The sequence below is a fragment of the Pseudoalteromonas sp. NC201 genome (assembly GCF_002850255.1).
Taxonomy (GTDB): Bacteria; Pseudomonadota; Gammaproteobacteria; order Enterobacterales; family Alteromonadaceae; genus Pseudoalteromonas.
Genome location: NZ_CP022523.1, coordinates 967,058 through 987,314, shown reverse-complemented (window position 1 = coordinate 987,314; position 20,257 = coordinate 967,058). Strand labels below are relative to the sequence as shown.

Annotated in this window: 21 protein-coding genes; 10 read left to right on the top strand and 11 right to left on the bottom strand. The window is 42.2% G+C overall.

Annotation, left to right across the window (positions count from 1 at the left end; all coding sequences use genetic code 11):
* Nucleotides 1-87: 87 nt before the first annotated feature.
* Nucleotides 88-822 (bottom strand): substrate-binding periplasmic protein, encoded by a 735-nt coding sequence (locus PNC201_RS22250; RefSeq protein ID WP_199539713.1) that lies wholly within the window; start codon nucleotides 820-822, stop codon nucleotides 88-90.
* 297 nt (nucleotides 823-1,119) lie between these two features.
* On the opposite strand from PNC201_RS22250, the gene PNC201_RS22245 reads away from it, so the two are divergent.
* The gene (locus PNC201_RS22245) at nucleotides 1,120-3,726 is read left to right on the top strand and encodes an ExeM/NucH family extracellular endonuclease (protein ID WP_102058480.1); all 2,607 of its coding nucleotides are present in this window, start codon (nucleotides 1,120-1,122) and stop codon (nucleotides 3,724-3,726) included.
* 66 nt (nucleotides 3,727-3,792) lie between these two features.
* On the opposite strand, the gene PNC201_RS22240 is transcribed toward PNC201_RS22245, so the two are convergent.
* Entirely contained in the window at nucleotides 3,793-4,464 is a 672-nt protein-coding gene (locus PNC201_RS22240; RefSeq protein ID WP_102058479.1) for an SDR family oxidoreductase, read from the bottom strand.
* A gap of 115 nt (nucleotides 4,465-4,579) precedes the next feature.
* The gene (locus tag PNC201_RS22235; RefSeq protein ID WP_102058478.1) at nucleotides 4,580-5,080 is read right to left on the bottom strand and encodes a GrpB family protein; all 501 of its coding nucleotides are present in this window, start codon (nucleotides 5,078-5,080) and stop codon (nucleotides 4,580-4,582) included.
* A 301-nt stretch (nucleotides 5,081-5,381) separates the two neighbouring features.
* Here PNC201_RS22235 and PNC201_RS22230 point away from each other — a divergent pair, with 301 nt between their 5' ends.
* Nucleotides 5,382-5,921, top strand: a complete 540-nt coding sequence (locus PNC201_RS22230) for a hypothetical protein (RefSeq protein ID WP_102058477.1) — start codon at nucleotides 5,382-5,384, stop codon at nucleotides 5,919-5,921.
* A 412-nt stretch (nucleotides 5,922-6,333) separates the two neighbouring features.
* On the opposite strand, the gene PNC201_RS22225 is transcribed toward PNC201_RS22230, so the two are convergent.
* On the bottom strand, nucleotides 6,334-7,365 hold the full coding sequence (locus PNC201_RS22225) for an IS110 family transposase (protein ID WP_102056325.1): 1,032 nt from the start codon (nucleotides 7,363-7,365) through the stop codon (nucleotides 6,334-6,336).
* 315 nt (nucleotides 7,366-7,680) lie between these two features.
* Complete coding sequence (locus PNC201_RS22220; RefSeq protein ID WP_102058476.1) at nucleotides 7,681-8,355, bottom strand: ArsR/SmtB family transcription factor; 675 nt, start codon at nucleotides 8,353-8,355, stop codon at nucleotides 7,681-7,683.
* A gap of 73 nt (nucleotides 8,356-8,428) precedes the next feature.
* Between PNC201_RS22220 and PNC201_RS22215 the strand changes: the two genes are divergently transcribed.
* From PNC201_RS22215 to PNC201_RS22205, 3 genes are read left to right on the top strand one after another with little or no spacing between them, the layout of a single operon-like run.
* Entirely contained in the window at nucleotides 8,429-8,794 is a 366-nt protein-coding gene (locus PNC201_RS22215; protein ID WP_102058475.1) for an NIPSNAP family protein, read from the top strand.
* Nucleotides 8,782-9,099 (top strand): antibiotic biosynthesis monooxygenase family protein, encoded by a 318-nt coding sequence (locus PNC201_RS22210; RefSeq protein ID WP_102058474.1) that lies wholly within the window; start codon nucleotides 8,782-8,784, stop codon nucleotides 9,097-9,099. Before PNC201_RS22215 ends, PNC201_RS22210 begins: the two co-directional genes overlap by 13 nt.
* A 15-nt stretch (nucleotides 9,100-9,114) precedes the next feature.
* Nucleotides 9,115-9,744, top strand: a complete 630-nt coding sequence (locus tag PNC201_RS22205) for a LysE family translocator (protein WP_102058473.1) — start codon at nucleotides 9,115-9,117, stop codon at nucleotides 9,742-9,744.
* 240 nt (nucleotides 9,745-9,984) lie between these two features.
* On the opposite strand, the gene PNC201_RS22200 is transcribed toward PNC201_RS22205, so the two are convergent.
* From PNC201_RS22200 to PNC201_RS22190, 3 genes are all read right to left on the bottom strand, one after another.
* Nucleotides 9,985-10,449 (bottom strand): GNAT family N-acetyltransferase, encoded by a 465-nt coding sequence (locus PNC201_RS22200; protein ID WP_102058472.1) that lies wholly within the window; start codon nucleotides 10,447-10,449, stop codon nucleotides 9,985-9,987.
* Between the two features lie 74 nt (nucleotides 10,450-10,523).
* Nucleotides 10,524-11,060 (bottom strand): GNAT family N-acetyltransferase, encoded by a 537-nt coding sequence (locus PNC201_RS22195; RefSeq protein WP_199539712.1) that lies wholly within the window; start codon nucleotides 11,058-11,060, stop codon nucleotides 10,524-10,526.
* An 85-nt stretch (nucleotides 11,061-11,145) separates the two neighbouring features.
* Nucleotides 11,146-12,279, bottom strand: coding sequence for an MFS transporter (locus PNC201_RS22190; protein ID WP_233525272.1), 1,134 nt, complete (start codon nucleotides 12,277-12,279; stop codon nucleotides 11,146-11,148).
* 134 nt (nucleotides 12,280-12,413) lie between these two features.
* Between PNC201_RS22190 and PNC201_RS22185 the strand changes: the two genes are divergently transcribed.
* From PNC201_RS22185 to PNC201_RS22175, 3 genes are all read left to right on the top strand, one after another.
* Nucleotides 12,414-13,301 carry a LysR family transcriptional regulator gene (locus PNC201_RS22185; RefSeq protein ID WP_010603632.1) on the top strand — a complete coding sequence of 296 codons (888 nt, stop codon included), beginning with the start codon at nucleotides 12,414-12,416 and terminating at the stop codon, nucleotides 13,299-13,301.
* A gap of 168 nt (nucleotides 13,302-13,469) precedes the next feature.
* The gene (locus PNC201_RS22180) at nucleotides 13,470-15,755 is read left to right on the top strand and encodes an InlB B-repeat-containing protein (RefSeq protein ID WP_102058471.1); all 2,286 of its coding nucleotides are present in this window, start codon (nucleotides 13,470-13,472) and stop codon (nucleotides 15,753-15,755) included.
* A gap of 285 nt (nucleotides 15,756-16,040) precedes the next feature.
* A complete protein-coding gene (locus tag PNC201_RS22175) occupies nucleotides 16,041-16,715 on the top strand; it encodes a DUF4386 family protein (protein WP_102058470.1) in 675 nt (224 codons plus the stop codon).
* A gap of 66 nt (nucleotides 16,716-16,781) precedes the next feature.
* Here PNC201_RS22175 and PNC201_RS22170 read toward each other — a convergent pair whose 3' ends face one another.
* From PNC201_RS22170 to pdxR, 3 genes are read right to left on the bottom strand one after another with little or no spacing between them, the layout of a single operon-like run.
* Nucleotides 16,782-17,186 (bottom strand): lysozyme inhibitor LprI family protein, encoded by a 405-nt coding sequence (locus PNC201_RS22170; protein WP_102058469.1) that lies wholly within the window; start codon nucleotides 17,184-17,186, stop codon nucleotides 16,782-16,784.
* 17 nt (nucleotides 17,187-17,203) lie between these two features.
* Nucleotides 17,204-17,521, bottom strand: coding sequence for a hypothetical protein (locus PNC201_RS22165; RefSeq protein ID WP_102058468.1), 318 nt, complete (start codon nucleotides 17,519-17,521; stop codon nucleotides 17,204-17,206).
* Complete coding sequence (gene pdxR, locus PNC201_RS22160; RefSeq protein ID WP_102058467.1) at nucleotides 17,514-18,971, bottom strand: MocR-like pyridoxine biosynthesis transcription factor PdxR; 1,458 nt, start codon at nucleotides 18,969-18,971, stop codon at nucleotides 17,514-17,516. Before pdxR ends, PNC201_RS22165 begins: the two co-directional genes overlap by 8 nt.
* A 96-nt stretch (nucleotides 18,972-19,067) precedes the next feature.
* On the opposite strand from pdxR, the gene PNC201_RS22155 reads away from it, so the two are divergent.
* Nucleotides 19,068-19,643, top strand: a complete 576-nt coding sequence (locus PNC201_RS22155; protein WP_010603638.1) for a GNAT family N-acetyltransferase — start codon at nucleotides 19,068-19,070, stop codon at nucleotides 19,641-19,643.
* Entirely contained in the window at nucleotides 19,640-20,221 is a 582-nt protein-coding gene (locus PNC201_RS22150) for an FMN-binding negative transcriptional regulator (RefSeq protein ID WP_102058466.1), read from the top strand. Before PNC201_RS22155 ends, PNC201_RS22150 begins: the two co-directional genes overlap by 4 nt.
* The last annotated feature ends 36 nt before the right edge of the window (nucleotides 20,222-20,257 follow it).

Here is a 20,257-nt window from a genome sequence, read left to right as displayed (position 1 = left end):
TAGAAAGGGGTAATGAAGTTTCACTTCATTACCCCTTTCTTTTTGCGATAAAGCACTGTGGCGATAGAGCCGAGCATGCTCGGTTACTCACTCATCTAATTGATACTTTTTAAGTGTCGCTTTATAAATACCATTAGTCTGTAGTAGTAAAAGGCCTTTATCGAACAATTCAATAACTTCCGTTGCTTTTGGATGGGATTTGCTAATACCGATATGAAGAGGCCATTGTGCAATGGTCGATTGATGTACTTTAAAATGATGAAATTCAGTGTGTTGACTCCGTAAATAGGCAAAGGCAAGCTCATCGCTTACTACGGCTTCTACTCGCTGCTTATTAAGGAGTGATAAACAAGAGGTCAAATTTGTGAGCTTTTCTAAACGAATTTGCGAAATCTGCGCGAGCGCAATTTCAGAACGAAAACCCCGAATAGCGCATACACTCAACCCCTTTAGATCTTCCAAGTGCTCAAAGTTAATCTCAGATTCTGTACGTGAAATAAGTACAAGCCGGTTACTGTAATAAGCTTTGCTAAAAACAAAACGTTCATCGCGACTGTCCGAACGCCATAATGCGGGGATAATATCGACCTGCCCTTTCTCTACCATTCGCATGGCACGACTGAAAGGCGTAATAAGCATTTCAAAATCTTGATTCTCTGCCTTAAATGCCGCACGAACTAAATCTACAGTAAAACCAGAATCTTCATCAATGACATAGGGAGGCCAAACATTATGCGCCCCCACTATGGCATCATTTGCAGATGATGTGCACGACAGGGCAATAAGCAGGAGGCATGACTGTCTTAAACTTTTTATCGCCATGTCCACTCTCTCCCACTTTTACCTTCAAACTAAGTTGGCTGACAACTTTGCCATAAATGTTTGCTCCGACCCTAATTGAGTATAGCGCAACCGTTGCATCACGAAATATACACATACTTGCTCACTGGCAACGTTTAAATATGGCATAAAATTCAACGACTTTTGTCCTTCAACACACAATTTAGTGTAAACCAATGTAAACAAACCGTGAAGTTTAATTGAATTGTCATCAATAGCGCTTAAAATACTGCGTCCGAATAAAAATTCGGATAATTCTAATACACGGGAAAATAAAAAATGATTAAAAAATCTATCCTAGCTTCAGCTATTGCATTAGCTTGCCTAAATGCACAAGCAGAAGTGATTATCTCTGAGTATGTTGAAGGTAGCAGTTATAACAAAGCCATTGAGCTCTACAATGGTAGTGATGCAGCTGTCAATCTAACTGGTTACTCAGTCAACTTTTTCTTTAATGGCGCAACAGAAGCTCGCACGAATATAGAACTAAGTGGTGAACTTGCGGCTAAATCAACTTATGTTATTGCTCATGCTGACTCAGCAGCAGAGATCATTGCAAAAGCACAGTTAACAAACACAAGTAGCTGGTTTAATGGTGATGATGCCGTTACGCTTACGCTCAATGGTGCAGTTGTTGATAGCCTAGGTCAGGTTGGTGTCGACCCAGGTAGTGAATGGATTGATGGCGATATTAGAACAAAAGATAAAACGCTTGTCAGAGATCCTGCAATAACAACTGGCCGCACCGATGCAACTTCTGCATTTGTTGGCACTGGACAATGGCTTGCACTTGCGAAGGACGATTTTAGCAACCTAGGTATCCACATTAATGGCGGTGACGTACCTGAGCCAGAGCCAGTTATTTGTGGCGAAAATAATACCTTGATAAGTGCCATTCAGGGCGCAGGCGATGCAAGTCCATTGGCTGGAGAAACGGTTGAAGTTCAAGCTGTTGTCACTGCAAGCCTACAATCAGATGCAGGGCTTGGCGGCTTCTTCCTTCAAGAAGAAAGCACTGACTATGATGCTGATAATAATACTTCCGAAGGTATTTTTGTCGTATATACCGCAACTCCAGTAAGCACAGGAGATGTGGTTAAATTACGTGGTAAAGTTGAAGAGAAGTATGGTCAAACTCAACTTATTAACGTCGACGCAATTGAGCTATGCGGTTCTGCAACGGCTTCAGCGACTACCGTTACTTTACCTGCAGAGAATGGCCTTGAAGCCTACGAGGGCATGTTGGTTTCGATTTCAAATGAGTTGGTCGTTAACGATACATACGGACTTGCACGTTACGGCGAAGTACGCCTAGGTACTGAACGTTTGTATCAAAGCACTCAAGTAGCAACTCCTGGAGATGCAGCAAACCAGTTAGAAGCAGAGAACAAGCGCAAAGAAATTTTACTTGATGATGGTTCATCAGTACAAAACCCTGAGGTTATTCCTTACCCATCACCCACACTTGATGCCTATAACACCTTACGACTGGGCGATTCTGTGACGGGCCTTGAGGGTGTAATGGGATATGGTTATAGCCAATACCGTATTCACCCAACATCAACACCAAACTTTGTTCATACTAATCTACGTACAGAAGCACCTCAGGTAGAAGTGCGTGGAGATTTACGTATTGCTAGCTTCAACGTATTAAACTACTTCAATGGTGACGGTCAAGGTGCAGGTTTCCCAACGTCACGAGGCGCTGACAATCTAGAAGAGTTTGAACGCCAAAAAGCAAAAACGGTTGCTGCAATTTCGGCGCTCGATGCCGATATCATCGGTCTACTTGAAGTAGAAAATGATGGCTTTGGTGAGTTTAGTGCGATTGCCGATCTCGTTAACGCTTTAAATGCGGCAGATTCTGCTAACACTTACGCATTTGTAAACCTAAATGTTGATCAAGTAGGTGGGGACGCAATCACATCCGGTATCATCTATCGTAGTAACAAAGTAGCTGAAGTAGGCACGCCAGCATTTACCGAAACAGTACCATTTGATTACGGTAACCGCCCTCCTGTCGTACAAACTTTCAAAGAGGCAAACGGCGACGAAGTCTTCACTGTGGTAATGGCTCACTTACGCTCTAAAGGCAGTTGTTCAAAAGCTGAGGGCTTAGATCAAGACCAAAATGATGGTCAAGGTTGTTGGAACCAAACTCGAGTCACAGCGGTTAATACCCTAGCGACTTGGCTTGGCACAAATCCGACAGGAGTTGCAGAAAATGATGTGATTATTCTAGGTGACATGAATGCGTACGCTCAGGAAGATCCAATCAACACCTATGTCGAGAATGGTTATGCTAACATTAAGCAAACGCTTCATGGCAATAGCTTAGATTATTCATACGTGTATCAAGGGCGTATCGGTAGCCTAGATCACGCCTTTGCTTCAAACACGATGATGGAAAAAGTAAAGTCAGTGACGGATTGGCATATCAATGCGGATGAACCCGTCGCGCTAGATTACAACACTGAGTACAAATCAGATACTCACAAAGCAAGTCTTTATGCAGCACACGCTTATCGCGCATCGGATCATGACCCAGTGGTTATCGACCTTAACCTTGCTAAAGAGCCGACGATTATTGAAGGCGAGTTTACAGGCCTTGCAGGTTGGTTCTGGTGGCAACATCGCTCAATTGAGCTACCAGCAGGCTTTGATAAACTAGAAGTGTCAATCACAGGTCAAGGCGAAGCAGACCTATATGTGCGCCATAAGAAAATGCCAAACTTCTTCAAGTACGACTGTCGTCCATACCTTTGGGGGAGTGAAGAAAGCTGTGTATTTGACGAGCCTGCAGAAGGTAAATGGAATTTCCGCCTACGTGGCCTATTCCCTTACTACAATGTAACTATCAAATATAAAGCGACAAAAGCGAATTAATTGCTGCTTTGATCTAAAACCCAAGAGCCAAGGCTCTTGGGTTTTTCTTGGCATTGTAGGTCACTCCTAAACGAGCATAGCCCCACCATCACTCACTATCGATGCGCCCGTTATATAACTGTCATTCATCAAAAACAAATATGCGTTGGAAATTTGAGAATCACTTCCAAGACCTAGAGGAATTTTTTCCTCCAACTCTTTCAATGTTTTAAATCCTGGTGAAACGGTATTGACCCGAATAGGAGCAAGCTCAATTGCCAAAGCCTTCCCAAGTGACTCAACTGCACCGCTTATCGTACTTAATGTTGAGTACCCATTGTAAGGCCGTTTACCTAATGTTCCCGACGAAAACACAATACTCCCGCCATCGTTAATATATTGGTGAGCCAATTTAGCAAAGCTATACTGCCCCCAAAACTTAGTATCGAAAGCATGACGAACCTCTTTGAGGTCGAGTTCTAAAAATGGAGAAACAATGAGTGGAGACTTAACAGTAAAAATAAGATGATCAATTTTTCCTATTTTCTCAAGTAGGTTTTTAATCTCACTTTCAACCGTAATATCAACCGAATAACAAGTACAACTTTCAAGATATGGCTGACTTCTAATGCTAGCTTGTTTGTCAAATGCAGATCTCGAGGCTATTAATACCTCACCTCCATCTTCACTTACTCGTTTTGCCAATGCGAGACCAATACCTGTACTCCCACCAACAATTAATACCTTTTTTCCTTTCATTCCTTTTCTTCAACTCCTCTAACGTAAAAATCACAGCAGAGCCAAGCCCCATTATTTAGTACTTGACTACTGCTTTACGTTATATTGGGCTTAGAACCAAAATATCAACATTAAATTAACAACCCAACACCCGTTTAATGAACGGCCATTTTTGTTGAGTATATTGCTCACGGTCATCTTGGTATTCTTGTACTAACGCCTGCTTCAACGCGCAATACTCAGCTCTTAAAACTGATGATGCTCTTAATTTTTCCCTAAAAGAAATACGCTCTTGCCAAAGTAGGCTGTTGAAAGGAACAAGGTGTAAGTGATGGGTTCTAAACTCAGGCGTTGGTTTGCAAAACCAGTGCATTACGTCAGCTTTATAGGGGTAATAACAATAACCGTGTTGAGTGAGCACTTGGATGGCTTCTTTTGACGCTATTAGCGACTTAACACCCACCATAATATCTATCACAGGCTTAGCAACCATACCAACCACCGCTGTACTACCCACATGCTCAATACCACCTTCAATCCAAGGGCAAAGCAAAGGCGCTAACCTTAGCTTTTCCACTTGGAACATTCGTGGCCAATCTTGATTATATTTAGAAAGTGAAATAGCTTGGTCTGCCATTGAAAGGAAAGTCCTGTAGTTGCTCTAAGTTTGGTTTGGGACAGTATACAGCTAAAGCAAAGCTTTGCTCATCACTACCACATACCCGCGCGATCAATGCACTATTGAAGTACGGGCTAACACTGACATCCACCATAATTTGTATTTATGTTATGGCGGGTGTCTGCTATTTGCATTCTAAGGTCTTGATTGTTTGTGTATTTCTTGTAGTTGTAATGTTTGCTTTTTTTGGGTTTAATGCTTGCGATTAGAATTTGACAGGTGCTTGTAATGCCGCATCTTTATGTAGTGAGAAGTAAATATGTTTAAAACTATGGTTGTTGTTTGTTCTCTTTTTCTGTCTGGCTGCGCGCAACTGGCATATGATGCTAAAAAGCCTTTGCCTGAAGGACATGGCTTAGCTTTAGCCCGTTTTAGTACCTCTGGCGATATTGGTAATGCTCAATTCATTACCCGAAATACACAAAAAATGCTAGACAACTACAGCTTCGTTCTAAAAGACACCCGGGAAAAGTTGATTGTTCTGCCACTGCCAGTGGGGACGCACGAAATTGACCAAGTGTTATATATGCAAGGATCCAAATTAGTTGATCCCGACTTAAACTGCCTTGGCACTTTTGATATAGCAGAAAATAGCCTCACCTATATCGGGGATATCCACTTTCATGTGAATGACTACGATAACTATATTTTATTTTCATCGCATCCTTGGAGAGTGCTGGTTAAAGAGAACTTCGAGCAAGCGCTTGAGGAGATAAAAACACGGCATCCGGAAATTGATACCAAATTTGCCATCAAAAGCGACGTGGTTGGCCCATTTTCATGTAAGCAAGATGAATAATACTAGGCTAACACTGACATATATGGACGCTCAGCTGCTGTCAAGTAATACTCATCCAACAAGGTTGTGTTAACAGCCTTGTTGCTTCTTTTATTTATCTCTCATTTACTATTTGTATGTATTGATAAACAGTCACTTTGAGTCACCCTAAATAAGGTGCTGCTCTGACATATATTCGGGCTTAACTGACTTTCAGCGCCCCTAATGAGTTTCGAACCTAGCCACCCAAAAAGTAGAATACACCCACGCGGCATTGAATGCCTTGCCTATAACGGGTTTAACTAGGTAGGTTTGACCTTTTGTTCATCGTTATGTTTACAGCAATGAGAATATGGCTATCAAGGGCTCATAAACACCCACTCGGGCTCGAGGCCCTTGTCACGACCGGACTCCTTGATAGCCATAATTTGAGTCATGATTGCGCCTCACTTTGTGTATATTGGGCTTTATAAGGTTCATTTCTTTGTAGCAATATCCACATTAAGCGAGCCAATCGGTGGGCCGTGGCCACCACCGCTTTATTTTTACCGCGACGTTCTACCAATGCGTTGATCCATTTGTTTAAATCATCCTGCTTTTTGTGCGCATGATTGACCACTGTACGGGCACCATGAATGAGTTGTTTTCTTAGATAACGATCACCTCGTTTGGTGATCCCTCCCATCTTATTGGTTTCACCCGAAGCATATTGACGTGGTGTGATCCCAAGCCACACAGCCAACTCCTTTTTATTAGAAAATGCTTGCCCTTTATCTATTGTGGCACTCAATGCCGATGCGTTGATAATCCCAATTCCGGGGATGGATTGGATAATTTGAGCAGCTTGGCTCTGTTCATTAAACTGCTTAAATTGTGCCTCTACATTTTTAATATTGGCGTCTAACTTTTGCATTTCTTCATAAACGTCTCTGAGGAGTAGATTTAAAGCTCCATGTAAATTACGGTTGAGCAGATCAGCAATGGTTGCACGAAAAGACTTTAAGCTCTTCTTGATGACGATGCCAAATTCAAGTAACAAACCACATGTTTGGTTGATGCAGGCGGTTCGATTATGTATGAGCCGTTCCCGATAGCGATGTAGTGCTAGGATTGCTTGTTGATGCTCTGTTTTTACAGGAACAAAGCGAATGTTAGGTCGAAGGCTCGCTTCATAAATCGCCATACAATCATTTTTATCGTTTTTATTGCCACGGACAAAAGGGGTAACATGTTGCGCAGGGATAAGCTGAACTTGGTGCCCAGCTTGTAAGCAGTACCGCCCCCAATAATGAGACGTTGAGCATGATTCCATAACAACATTACAAGCAGGTAATTGGGTCAATGTTTGCAAGAGCTTTGCTCTATCTAACCTTCTGGAAAAACATTTATTACCTTGCTTATCAAACGATAAAAGTTGGAATACATTTTTTGCTAGATCAATTGAAAGCGTGCTAACGTTATTCATGATGGACTCTTCTAATAACTGTGTTTGCAACTATCAGTTTGGCGCATTGACGCCGATTTGGGAGCGTCCATCTCATCACCCACCATAATTTGCATTTATGTTATGGTGGGTGTCTGCTATTTGCACTATTTGTACATACCTAGCGGTCGTTCAGCCAACTCATTCCTGCCCTAAAGCTTGTTAACGTAGTAACTTTAAAAGAGCCTCTGAGCAACGCATTGGCTCTATTTATTACTTTTAGCGAGTTGGCATTAAGACCGCCTTTAAGCGAGGAGTTAACATTGAACGGCATACATCAACAATATGTATTAACACTTAAATACCATACCTTTTCGTAAAGGCACTAAGTCCTTGAGGAGTAAACTGAATTACCCTTGAATCCAAATCTTGTGTTGCCCAGTTGCGATTCATAGCATCGTCTAGTACCCACTTACCTAAACTGCCAGCCAGATGGCTTCTTCTTTCGCTCCAATCTAAACATGCCTTACATATTGGTCTGCTTCGGTTTTTAAAAGAGCTGAAATCAACGCCTATGCTGCTAAAAAACTTTTGCCCTGTTTTCGTCAATATAATCTCAGTAGAGTTTTCAATTAGCCAACCTTTGTCCACCAAAGCATCGAACAGCTTTACGCCTAACTCTCCTGCTAGGTGGTCATAGCAAATACGGGATTTTCTCAATCTCTCGTTTCTAGGCCCAGTTGATATCTTTGGACTTGATACAGATACGCTAATATTAAGCATTTGCTCAATAAGTTCAGCGACTTGGATATTTCTTAGCTGAAAATACTTATGGCGACCTTGCTTCCTGACGACTAAAAGCTCGCCTTCAACTAATTTCATTAAATGGCTGCTCGCTGTTTGAGGGGTAATATCTGCTTCAAGTGATAGCTCTGTTGCCGTTAGCGCTTTACCACTCATCAAGGCTGTAAGCATTTTAGAACGAGCTGTATCTCCGATTAAATTTCCAATATAGGCAATATTAGGTTCCACTCTTTTTCCTTCACAGTTCGATCGCCATCGAAGTATCAAAATTTAATGACGAGTAGACTGCCAAAAAACGAAAATGGAGACAACCACTTTGAAAATTACCTGTTTTATTGAATACCAGCTTGATCCCTTCAAATTGGATATGTTTGAACAATACGCTGAAAACTGGAGCAAAATCATTCCCGTATGTGGAGGAAAGTTATTAGGGTATTTTTTACCTCATGAGGGTTCAAATAATATAGCTTACGGCTTAATCAGTTTTGATTCTTTGGCTGATTATGAACGCTATAGAAGCAAGTTACGCCTGTCAGAACTTGGTAAAAGCAACTTTCGCTTTGCCCAAAGGGAAAAGTTTATTGTTAATGAGAAACGTACGTTTTTGCAGGTTGTACCCTCAACTTACAAGCGAGATCTTGAAGGAGAAAATACATGCTCGCAGTGATTTTTGAAGTAACTCCGAAAGAGCAGGGAAAAGCGCTCTATTTTGAAATAGCGCAGGCGTTGAAAAGTACACTCAACGAGGTTGATGGCTTTATCTCTGTTGAGCGTTTTCAAAGCCTTTCTAATCAGGATAAATTTTTATCCTTATCATTTTGGCAAAACGAAACAGCGCTAAAACAGTGGAAAGAGCATTTTGAACACCAAGTCGCTCAGAAAAAAGGAAAGGAAGAGCTTTTTAGCCACTTCAGAATAAGAGTGGGCAATGTTATTCGCGATTACGGCAGTGAAAACCAAGTAACTAAGTAATTGTCAGGAATTAAAATGAATATAGAACAATACGTTACGTATACTGTGATAATTACGGTACTTTTGGTGTCGCCAGGACCCTCTGTGTTACTTTCTATTAATAATGGGTTGAACCATGGGAAGAAGCTAGCTGCGCTTGGCGTTTTAGGCAATGTCGCTGCATTTCAACTCTTGTTGATTCTGAGTGCGACAGGTCTGGGAGCAGTCATTCTAACATTTAGTGAACTATTAACTTTTATAAAAGTAATTGGTGCTGGTTATTTATGCTATTTAGGTATTAAGGTATATAGTTCGTCAGTGCCTCAGCTTGATACTGACAGCTCTCAGCCCTCTTTACACTATCAACCATGGCTGATTTTTAAGCAAGCATTTTTGGTTACATCTTTGAATCCAAAAGCATTAATTTTTGTATCGGCATTACTACCTCAATTTATTAATCCAACCGTTTCATTAATGCCACAAGTTGTGATGCTGTGTATTATCAGTGCATTGATTCATTTCACAATTTATTTTGGTTATGCAGCACTTGCTGAAAAGGTAAAGCTGCTAGTAGGCGAAAAAGGCCGAGGCCGATTCAATAAAGTGAGTGGCGTAACATTTTTAATATTTGGTATAGTTTTAGGACTATCTGGTTCCATTACTTAAATGCCTGTTAGCCTTTCCTAAATAATTAAAAGGATAACATTATACCCACTAATTGAACTTACAACATAGAGCCGACATTCGGCTCTAAATTGTTTCTGTCCGAACACAAGTTGGATGAACGTCCGTTATAGCAGTTGGATTTAAGGCGATAAGTTGCTGTTAAACGGTCTAGTTTGGCATATATGAGACTATCGGATTTTATTAAGCCTTATACCTGAGCGTACAATCTAGCTTGTTTAACTAAACTACTGTTTTACTCATCACCACGACATCAACGCCTCGGTAATTGACGTTTTCGAGCGGTTGCCAGCCGAGTTTTCGATAGAGTCCACCTTCTGGATGCTCTGTTTGTAAATATAACGTGGTAACACCAAATATTGAGGCTAATCGCTCTGCTTCTTTGACTAAGCGTGACGCTAGTTTATTTCCACGATAGGGCTTATCCACATAAACGCCACCAATCCAGTGCTCTTTATCTGTGTAGATACTCATTTCATGAAATTTAAGCTGCACGACTCCTGCGATTGTGTCGCCATCCAGCGCGACGATTACACAAGGAATACTAGAGTCGCTAAGGTAGTCTAAAAGCTTTTGCTCAAAACGCTCTACAGAGGCTTCCTCAACAATACTTCCCCACTCATCAAAATACCACTTGGCAATGATTGGGATGAATGCTTTGTGATGCGCTAAAAGTTTAAATTCCATTTTAATCCCTCAAATAAAAACAGTACCTACGCAGGTCTACTCGTAGCGCTTAAATTAACCGCAATTCGTTCCTATTACAAGGTCAAATAGCGGGGTCTCGTTAATTGATAGATATAGATATCGTGCTTTTCATCGCCTATATCCAAAAAGGCATTTAGACGGTTTTTGCGTTTCATCCCTAGCTTCAGCATCAACCGCTGCGACTGTTGATTGCCAACAGCGCACATTGCCTGAATGGTATCGACAGAACACTGTTGAAAAGCCGCCTTTATCAGCGCCGCAGCAGCCTCATAGCCGTAGCCAAAACCAATTTCATCCTCCGCTAATCGAAATCCAATTTCACCGACCTTTTTCTCTTCGTCGACATATTTAAAAACTAGCTCGCCAATCAGTTTTCCTTTTTGTTTGCTCACTATAGCCAAGATCAAGCGCTCGTCTTGTTCTCCTTTCCAAGGCTGGCATGCTTGAACTAGCCGCTCTTTTGCCGACTCGAACGTGGCAGGCGCACCAATATATTTTGACGTATTTGGATTTTTCCGATGGCTATAAACTGCATCAAGGTCGTCCATTGTCATACGTCTCATGGACAAACGTTCGGTTTCAAACTGCATTGGTATTTTTCCTCACTCGCAGACCACACATAATCACCAGTCTCATAAATAAACGCCCCGTAATAGCAAGCAGCCCTGCATTTTATTACTCTTTACAAACCGGCATAAAAACAGTGCATAAATGCCGCCAGGTTAAAAACAGTAACAATGCACAGCCAAAAACGAGTACCGCAAGAGACTCTACACCACTCAGTAACCACTTATTGACTACCCATGCCACGCAAGAAAAAAATAGCAGCTCAACCGCCCCTACCAGCGCATTCGCTGTTCCTGCCTTTTCTGGATGTAAAACCCCAATGAGATGCATATAACTTGGAAAATACGCGCCAAATACAAACATAATCGCAGCATAAGCGAGCAGAACAGCAAGCGCACTACCACTTGCAAATAGCAGCAATAACACGCTGACAACTAATGCAGGCCAAGTCCAAATTACAATATCTAAATAGGAGCGCTTACGTTGCAATACCTTAGTTAATATTGACCCTATGAGTAAGCCAAACATGGGGATCATCATCGCCTGACCTATTGCTTTGGATTCCAAGCCAAACTGCCTTGCCAGTAAAAACGGCAGATACAACTGAATGGTAAGATACAAAAAAGTAGGTAACCATTTGAGCGACGCGAGGGAAATAAATGATCGATTTAGCAATAGACTTTGATATTCATAAAAGAGCGCGTTTGGCCGTAACGACAAAGTAGTTTTACTGCTCTGCTGCATAATTCTATAGCCATACACCAAAATCAAAACATAGTATGCGAATGCAAACCATGACATCCCCTGCCACCCTACCCAGCCAGATAACACCCCAGCCAAGAATGGACTACAAATAGCAGTCACACTCACCGACATTGCCAGTGTCGCCATCGCGCTTTTAAGTTCTGCACCTGATAATCTTGCAGCAAGAAGCGTTCTGCCAATTAACACCGGCGATGCAGCACCAATGCCTTGCAACACTCGACCGATAAAAAATACCTCGGCGCTAGATGCTATTGAGCAAAAAACCGTACCTAACAGTAAAATACCCAGCCCACTAAAAAATAAAGGCCTATCGCCAAACTTATCTCGTAGCGGCCCAACCAGCAGTTGCGCAGCTCCTAGTGTAGTGAAATAGCTAATTACTGCTGCTTGTCCTTGACTAGGCGTAAGCTGTAAGGAATCCGTGATAGTAGGTAAAACAGGGATGTAGATTTGGCTTGCGATCTGAGAGCAAGACATCAGCAAAACAGCTAAAAACACCACTTGAAACACGTCAGCTCCTCTTAACTTAATAGAGGGTAATTTTACCGAGCTTTTAATATCCAAAAAACAAGGTAATAATAAAAACACTTATTCCCATCAGGAAAAAATTAATGGATTGGTTAACCGGAGTACGGAGCTTTAGCAAAGTTGTAGAGTTTGGCAGTTTTACCCGGGCCGCAGATGAAGAAGGTGTTTCAGCGTCTGCAGTGAGCAAACGAATTGACTGGTTAGAACAACAACTAGGCCTAACCCTATTTATTCGTACCACTCGCCAAGTCAATCTCACTGAGGCTGGGGAGCACTTTTTGCCGAAAGCTTCAATATGGCTTGCGCAGTTTGAATGTTTAACTGATCACGGACAAACGCTGAATCAAACGCCATCAGGTAGCTTGAAAATCGCATCAACTCTCGCGGTAGGCAGCACCATCTTGATGCCAAATATCGCCTCATTTTTAGCTAAATATCCCAAGCTAAAAATTCATCTTAATGTCATCGCCCCTGGCGCACACCCAGATCTTAATCACGATTTAGTGATCACACGCTACTATGAAGCTTTTGACTCAGCCTCTCACAAAGGCAGCCGGCTCATTGACTACCAAATGCAAATCTTTGGTGCTCCTCACTATCTCAAACAGCATAACCCTATCGAATCTCTGGATGATCTCCGCCAACATAAAATGTTGTTAAGCAGTTACTACCATAAGCTAGGTGGGATTATTCTTGAAAATGGAGACACCTTCCAATTTGACAATTACAACTTCGTCTCTGATCAGTTAGACGCAATGCTGACTGCGGCCGTGCAAGGTTTGGGGCTGGTGTTTATTTCTCCTAGCTATGTGAAAAGAGAGCTTGACCAAGGTTTGCTCACACCTGTTTTACCTGAAGTGAAATCAGAAACAAAACAATTGTGGGCGTATTATCCGAAGGCAAACTACACCCCCTATAAAACTCAACTTTTTATTGATCACCTTAAAAAGCACCTTAAAGCAACAGAGTAGAGAAGAATGACTTTCACATTTGTTCACAATTCAAGTACAAAAAATTCTCTAAAGATTTAGAGCCACATGCTAATTTAGGATATTTACTCAACTTTGTAGTACTAAACCGTGCTAACAGAGTATTTCGCTAAAAATAGAGCCACATACTATAACTTTAAAGGACTAACAATGAGTTTTAATCTCTTCACGAAAACCACACTGGCAACACTAGTCTCTGGGCTAGCTGCAATGAATGCACAAGCAAGCCAACCGCTCAGTTTAGATACCATCACCGATCCACAAATAGGTTGTGATACAAAAATTGAATTACTGATGGCAAATGCTGCCAGTGGCGTAAGTGACAATTTATTGCCCGCTGAGACTATGTTAGAAGTGCTCAATACCCATTGCCAGCAACACCAACAAACTACAAATGAAACTGAACGAACCCCACCTGAGCTAAGAGCAATCCACTTGACCTCAAACTCAGTTAATGTCAACGACGGTGACAAAACCGTAGATATTACCTTGAGATTTTACGATGAAAGCGGTGTAAAATCCGCACGTGTTTATTTATCACCACCAACAGGCTTTAGTTGGGGTGGCAACAAATCAGCAGTAGCTTCTAATTGGCAGAAAACCGATGAGACTGGTGTGTATGAAAGTAAAGTCAGTTTTACTTTCACTGATGCCGACATCAATGGTAAATGGTTTTTAACCTTAGGCCACGTAACTGACGTAAATAACGCGGTTCGTTTTTGGCTTCGCGAGAGTGAAATTGAAGCCGCCGGCTTTAACCCATACATCGTCGTCTCAAATGATAAGGTCTCTGAAGGAGTTAATCCTGAGATCAAATCTATTGTGATTTCAGGCACTGAAGTTGATGTAAATACAGGCGATAAGACGATTAACGTAACCGTAGAAGCTTACGACCAGTCGACTATGTCTAAAGGCGTAATTAGGGTTTCACCACCTAGCCAGTATAAATCACTTGCTATAAAACAGGCTGAGTCATCTGATTGGCAAGAAACAGATGTCGAAGGAATTTATCGTTCGAATTATTCTTTCACCTTTACTGATAAAGACCTACCTGGTGAGTGGTTTGTTGCCACAGCTATGCTCACTGACAGCAACGGAAATATGGGAGTTTACAACCGAGGACACTTTAATACACTAGGCTTACCTTCTGTCATCACTGTAAAAAATGAAACGGAACTAGATCTAGTACCACCCAGAATCAACCATATCGCTTTTTCATCTAATCAACTGGCATCAGCGAATGGTGAGCAAAACATAACGTTAACAGTCACAGCGTCGGATCTATCGGGGATGGCCAAAGGTTATTATGCTCTCAGAGCACCAGAAGGTTCTGACGCGGAAGATAAGCTTTTCACTATAGAGCAATGGCAACAAGGCAATAGTCAAAATGAGTTTGTTGGTACTAAAGGTTTGAGTTTCAGCAACGATGACTTGCAACAAGGTCAAGGTGTTTGGCAATTAGACGCTAGTACTCAAATAGACTCTGCGGGAATATATAGCCAAGGTGCTAAAGCGCGAGAGTTAACAACGTTAGGCGCTACGCCTTATATCTTTGTTGATGAAGAACAGATCAATAAAATTTCTGTTCGGGATATAACGGGAGCCAAGCAGGTAAAAATGGGGTCTAGCATCCCAGTTACGTTAGAAATAACTGAAAACACACTACCCAGTTTACCTAGTCAATTTCATCTTTACCTAGATTCTGAAGCCGCATTAAAGCTTGATTTCGAGTCAGTAGATAACGAATATACTACTAGCTGTGAAGCGTTAAGTAACCGTCACATATGTAGTTTTAGCAATGGCGCTGACATTAAATCAGTTCAAGTCTCGTTTAATGTAACGCCCAGCGAAGTAGGCGTATTTACGCCAACCGTCCGCTTCTCGTCAGAATTCCCTGAATTAGACTACACAGACAACAAAACCGCGTTTCAAGTAACAAGCTACGAACCAAAACTGTTTAATGTCGTGTTTAAGAATTGGGACGGTGGCGTGCTTGCTACTCAAACTATTGAAGAAAGTACTTCCGCGAATGCTCCTCAAGTTCCGCCCAGAGAAGGTTTCACATTCTCTGGATGGAATGGAGATTTTAGCAAAGTGGAGCAAGACCTTATCATTACTGCACAATTTGAAATTAATATGTATCAAGTTAAGTTCGTAGATTGGAATGGTACAGTCATCAAGGCCGTGGAAATCTCTCATGGGCAAGCAGCAACACCGCCTCTAGAGCCAAAACGAAATGGCTACGCATTTACTGGGTGGGATACGACTTTTGACAACGTCACCAGTGAACTAGTTGTTAAAGCGCAGTATAAAGCGAGTTCTAATCCAACGACTACCGATAAGGAAGATAAAGGTAGTTCCGGTGGTGCGTTCGGCTTTTTACTAGCGATGCTAAGCACGCTGTTGGCTTTTGTTAGACGCAGAACACCTGCATAACCTGCAAACCTCATTTCAACAGCATAGCGACGCTTCGCTATGCTGTTTACCTTCACCAGATTGCATGAGAACCCATGTCTGGCATCTCAATGGCTCCACCTGCAGCCTGTACTGTGATTATGATGCGAAATAGTAATGCGGATAGCATTGTTCATATTCAATATTATTCCTAAAACACCCACATCGATAAACTATTGTTACAAATAATCCCCCCTGTTTTGGCGCTGACTCTCCATATGTTGCTAAACTGAGCACAACAATAATAATCAAGTTTTTGGAGTAGCCATGTCATTACAAAAATGGGGAGGAGTCGCTGCACTCACAGAAGCGGCAACTTATTTGTTTGGCTTTGTATTATTTTTTGGAGTATTGGACTCCAGTGGACATAATACCCCAGCGCTTTACCTAGATTTTTTCATCCAAAATCGCGACACCTTTTTCCTCGGCTATATTGTCATTGGGATTATTTTCAGCTTCACGCTTATCGTGTTGGTACAAGCCATGCAGCAGCGCTTGAGTAAAGCCTCTCCTGAGCTGATGAAATTTGCTAGCATAGTGGGTTATATATGGGCCGCAATTGTACTTGCAAGTACCATGGTTTTTTTAACCAGCATTGCAGCAATTGCAAAATTTTATGAGATCGATCCAGCGCTTGCACTAACGGTTAATCGCACCATCTCGATAGTGGTAGATGCGCTTGGCGGTGGTATCGAGTTGGTCGGTGCAATATGGGTACTAACGGTTAGCTATGTTGGCATTAAACATAACGTTTTTAGTCCACTGTTGCATTATTGGGGGTTGTTGGTCAGTATTGCAGGAATCCTTACATTGTTTTCTGGTCTTTCTTCTTTCTCAGCAAACCCATTTTTTGACGTGACCACTGCTATCTTCGGGTTGGGGCAAATCCTATGGTTTATCGTATTAGGTGTGATGTTATTGAGAGATGAAACACCAGCATAGGCGCATAACCACAGCTGGATAATATCTCCAAGGGGCAATTGCAAAATTATTGCCAGAATCACGCGTTTACTCTGGTTCTGGTAATACTGGTGGAGTGCTATCCATATAAGTTAAAAAGTTAACCCAAAGTGTATGAGTTCTGGTTTTTACTAATTCCTTACGACATTCGAGTGCCATCACGCCACGAATAGTGCCTTCTCGCCATTGGGTATATACCGCGCCGCAGTGGGCATCGAGATAGCTTTGCCACGCCAACTGCGAGGCTTTAATCGCTTCTACCAGTTGCTCATCAAAGGCATTATGCTCAAGGCTTTTTTGGTAGTAACGTTCAAGTATTTCAGTTCTCGCGTTAAGCTCGCTCATTGCACACTCGTTGATGTCTATGGTTGAGATAGGGTTTTCACACACATCTCCTCCCGCCAACGCGATTTGGCAATTTAATAAAAACAATGCAGCCGCTATCAATCTCATGGTATTTCCTTTTGTATTTAACCTTTAATGAGTTTCAACATATTACCGATGGAATCGAGGTTAATTCCACCCATCAGCTCTGGATTATTCAACGCATAGAGGTAATCTTCTATCAAGGTGCAATCAATCTCGTCACGCAGTTCAACAAACCCAGCCCAATTTTCGAGGTCATCTTCGTCAATTTCACCGCTGAGATATTTTGCTAATACCACGCTTAACATCGCCTTGCTGATAGCGAGCGATACTGCACTGTTATCGCTCAATAATATATTTAACGCCTGCGCTTTGTGTGGACCGAATGTAACGAATTCGACCAGTGCTTGTTGCTTATTCATGATTTTTCTCCAGCTCTGCGATCAAAGCAAATAACTCACTCAGCCCAGCTTGCTGTTGCTCGATTTCTTGCGCCGCAAAGCCTAAGCGAATATGACTTAAACTACTAGCCTTATCGAGAGTAAATTCAGGCTCACATTGTACGTAAATCCCTTTTTCAAGTGCTTTTTCAGATAATCTCGAGACGTCGCGTTTGCTGTTTACCCAATACGCCATTCCGCCTTGTGGCACTTCAAAGTCAATATCTAACTTGGCTTTAAGCTCGCTTAGGTGCTGCCCCATCACGTGATGGCGTACTTGATAGGCTTTGGTCATGCGGCGTAAATGGCGCTCAAACCCGCCCTCTTCCATCCAGTAAGCCACAGCCAACTGGGTAAGGGCATCATTTTTGTGATTAAGTAGCTGCTTACGTGCCACCAATTGCGCGAGCACATCGGCCCGCGCACTCATATAACCCACACGAGCACCGGCAAACATGATTTTTGAGAAGGTAGAAATATAAATCACAATACCACTTGGGTCACTTGCCGCCATTGGCTGTAACGGCGGGCAGAGATAATGAAACTCATGGTCGTAATCGTCTTCAATAATAAACACGCCATACTGCTGGCACAGCTGATAAATCGCCATGCGCCTCGGTACAGATAAAGTCACTGTCGTGGGGTATTGATGTAGAGGAGTTAAATACAACAGCTTCACCTTGTTTTGTTCAAGGCAGCGCGCCAAAGCCTCCACTTTAATGCCTTCTGCATCTTGTGCTAATGCAAAAACTTCAGCGCCTGCATTGGTAAAGGCATGTCGCGCAGGCGGATAACCAAGCATTTCGATGGCAACACCATCACCTGGATTAATAAATGCATTTGCCACCAATGAGAGCGCTTCTTGGGAGCCATTACAAATCAGTAAATCATCACATACCAGTCCCCTCGCTCTGCGCAAATACGCCTGAATTTGGGATTTCAGTAACTCGCACCCCGCAATGTCTGAATAGTGAAAATGACTGACATTGGTTTTGCGGCACGCCTTTACCAAAAACCGCTTAAACTCATCATAGGGAAAAGCATGAAGATCCGGTAAGCCCCCTGCAAAACTATAGCGGTAGGCCGTACGCTTAGTGCTGCTTACTGGGGTCAGTATTTTAGCAAATTGCGGTACGATTTGTGGTGTAGCAGGCACTTTTGTGTCTATCTGTTGGCTACTGAAAATAGGTAGTTCAGTATTGACTCGATAGCCGCTGCGCTCTTTAACCACCAGCCAGCCTTCAGCTACCAAGTTTTGTAGCGCATTCATCACCGTGTGCCGATTCATACCATGTAACTCAGCCAGCTTTCGGGCAGAAGGAAGTTTGTCACCGGGTGTGAGCTTACCTTCAGTAATGGCACTGCGTAAAACATCTGCTAAGCGTTTATGTTTAGCATCTTGAGACTGTGTTTTTGGGCTAATAGAAATCAAGTCTGGTCTAATTAAATTATTAAATCTGGTTGTTTTATATCAACCAAAATCAGCGCAATATGCAAGCATTAAAAACACAGAATGAATGGAAAATTGATGCTTTCAAAACAAACGCTAGAATCCAATCGCGTTAAGCTCACTCCGCTTGAAGCCGCGCATTTACCTGAGTTATTGGCTCGAGGCAAAAAAACCGAGATCTGGAAATGGGTATTTAATAATTATTGTCGCGATCAAAAAACCATAGAGCAATGGTTTTACGGCTCTGCGCAGTTTGACGAAAGCGAACAACTTGTTGTTGCAATCATAGATAAAGACTCAGGTAAACTGGCTGGTAATAGCCGCTTGTTTAGACTTGATAAACTCAACCTAAGTGCCGAAATCGGCCATACTTTTATTGGTACTGAATTTCAACGCACGCATGTTAATACCCACGCCAAATACCTGTTGCTCAAATATGCCTTTGAAGCGATTGGACTGGTGCGTGTGCAATTTCAAACGCATGAATGTAATCATAAGTCTCGTAATGCCATCGCTCGACTCGGTGCCCATTTTGAAGGCTTGTCGTTAAAAGATAGACGCCTGCCCGACGGAAGTTACCGTAATACAGCACGATTTGCCATCACTGACGAGATGTGGCCTGAAGTGAAAGCGAGGTTGGAGGAAAAGTTATGAGCTACCCAAGAAACTACTACATTGAAAGCAACCCAAACATACTCAGCTCTGTGATCACAAAACACCCGCTGGCCACGCTGACGGTGATCCAGGAAGGCAAGATAAAGACGGTTTTTGTACCGCTAACATTAAGTGATGACCATGCTTATTTGCTCGGACACGCTACAAAAGACAACCCGATTTTTCACACAGGTGGTGTTATTCAAGCAGTTTTCCACTGTGAAGATCATTACCTCTCACCCACGGTTATCCCTGCCATTAAGCTCCCCACGTGGTTGTACGCAAATGTGATCGTTGAAGGTGAGCTCGCACTTATTGCTACTGACGATGAAAAATACGCGTCAATACAAGCGCAAATAACGCATTTTGAGCAGTTTTCAAATAGTGATTGGCAGCTTGATAGCGTGCCTGCTAATCAACGCCAATCGCTGTTTAACGCCATTAACTTTTTCAAGATTAAAATCAATACGATGCATGGCGCTTTTAAGTTAAGCCAAAACCAGTCGAGTGACATTCGCGAAAAAATCAGAACACATTTAACGTCATCCAAAACAATGTTAGCAAGTTATGTGTGTTAATTACTAAACTCATACTGCATTCATGGTTGAAGTGCT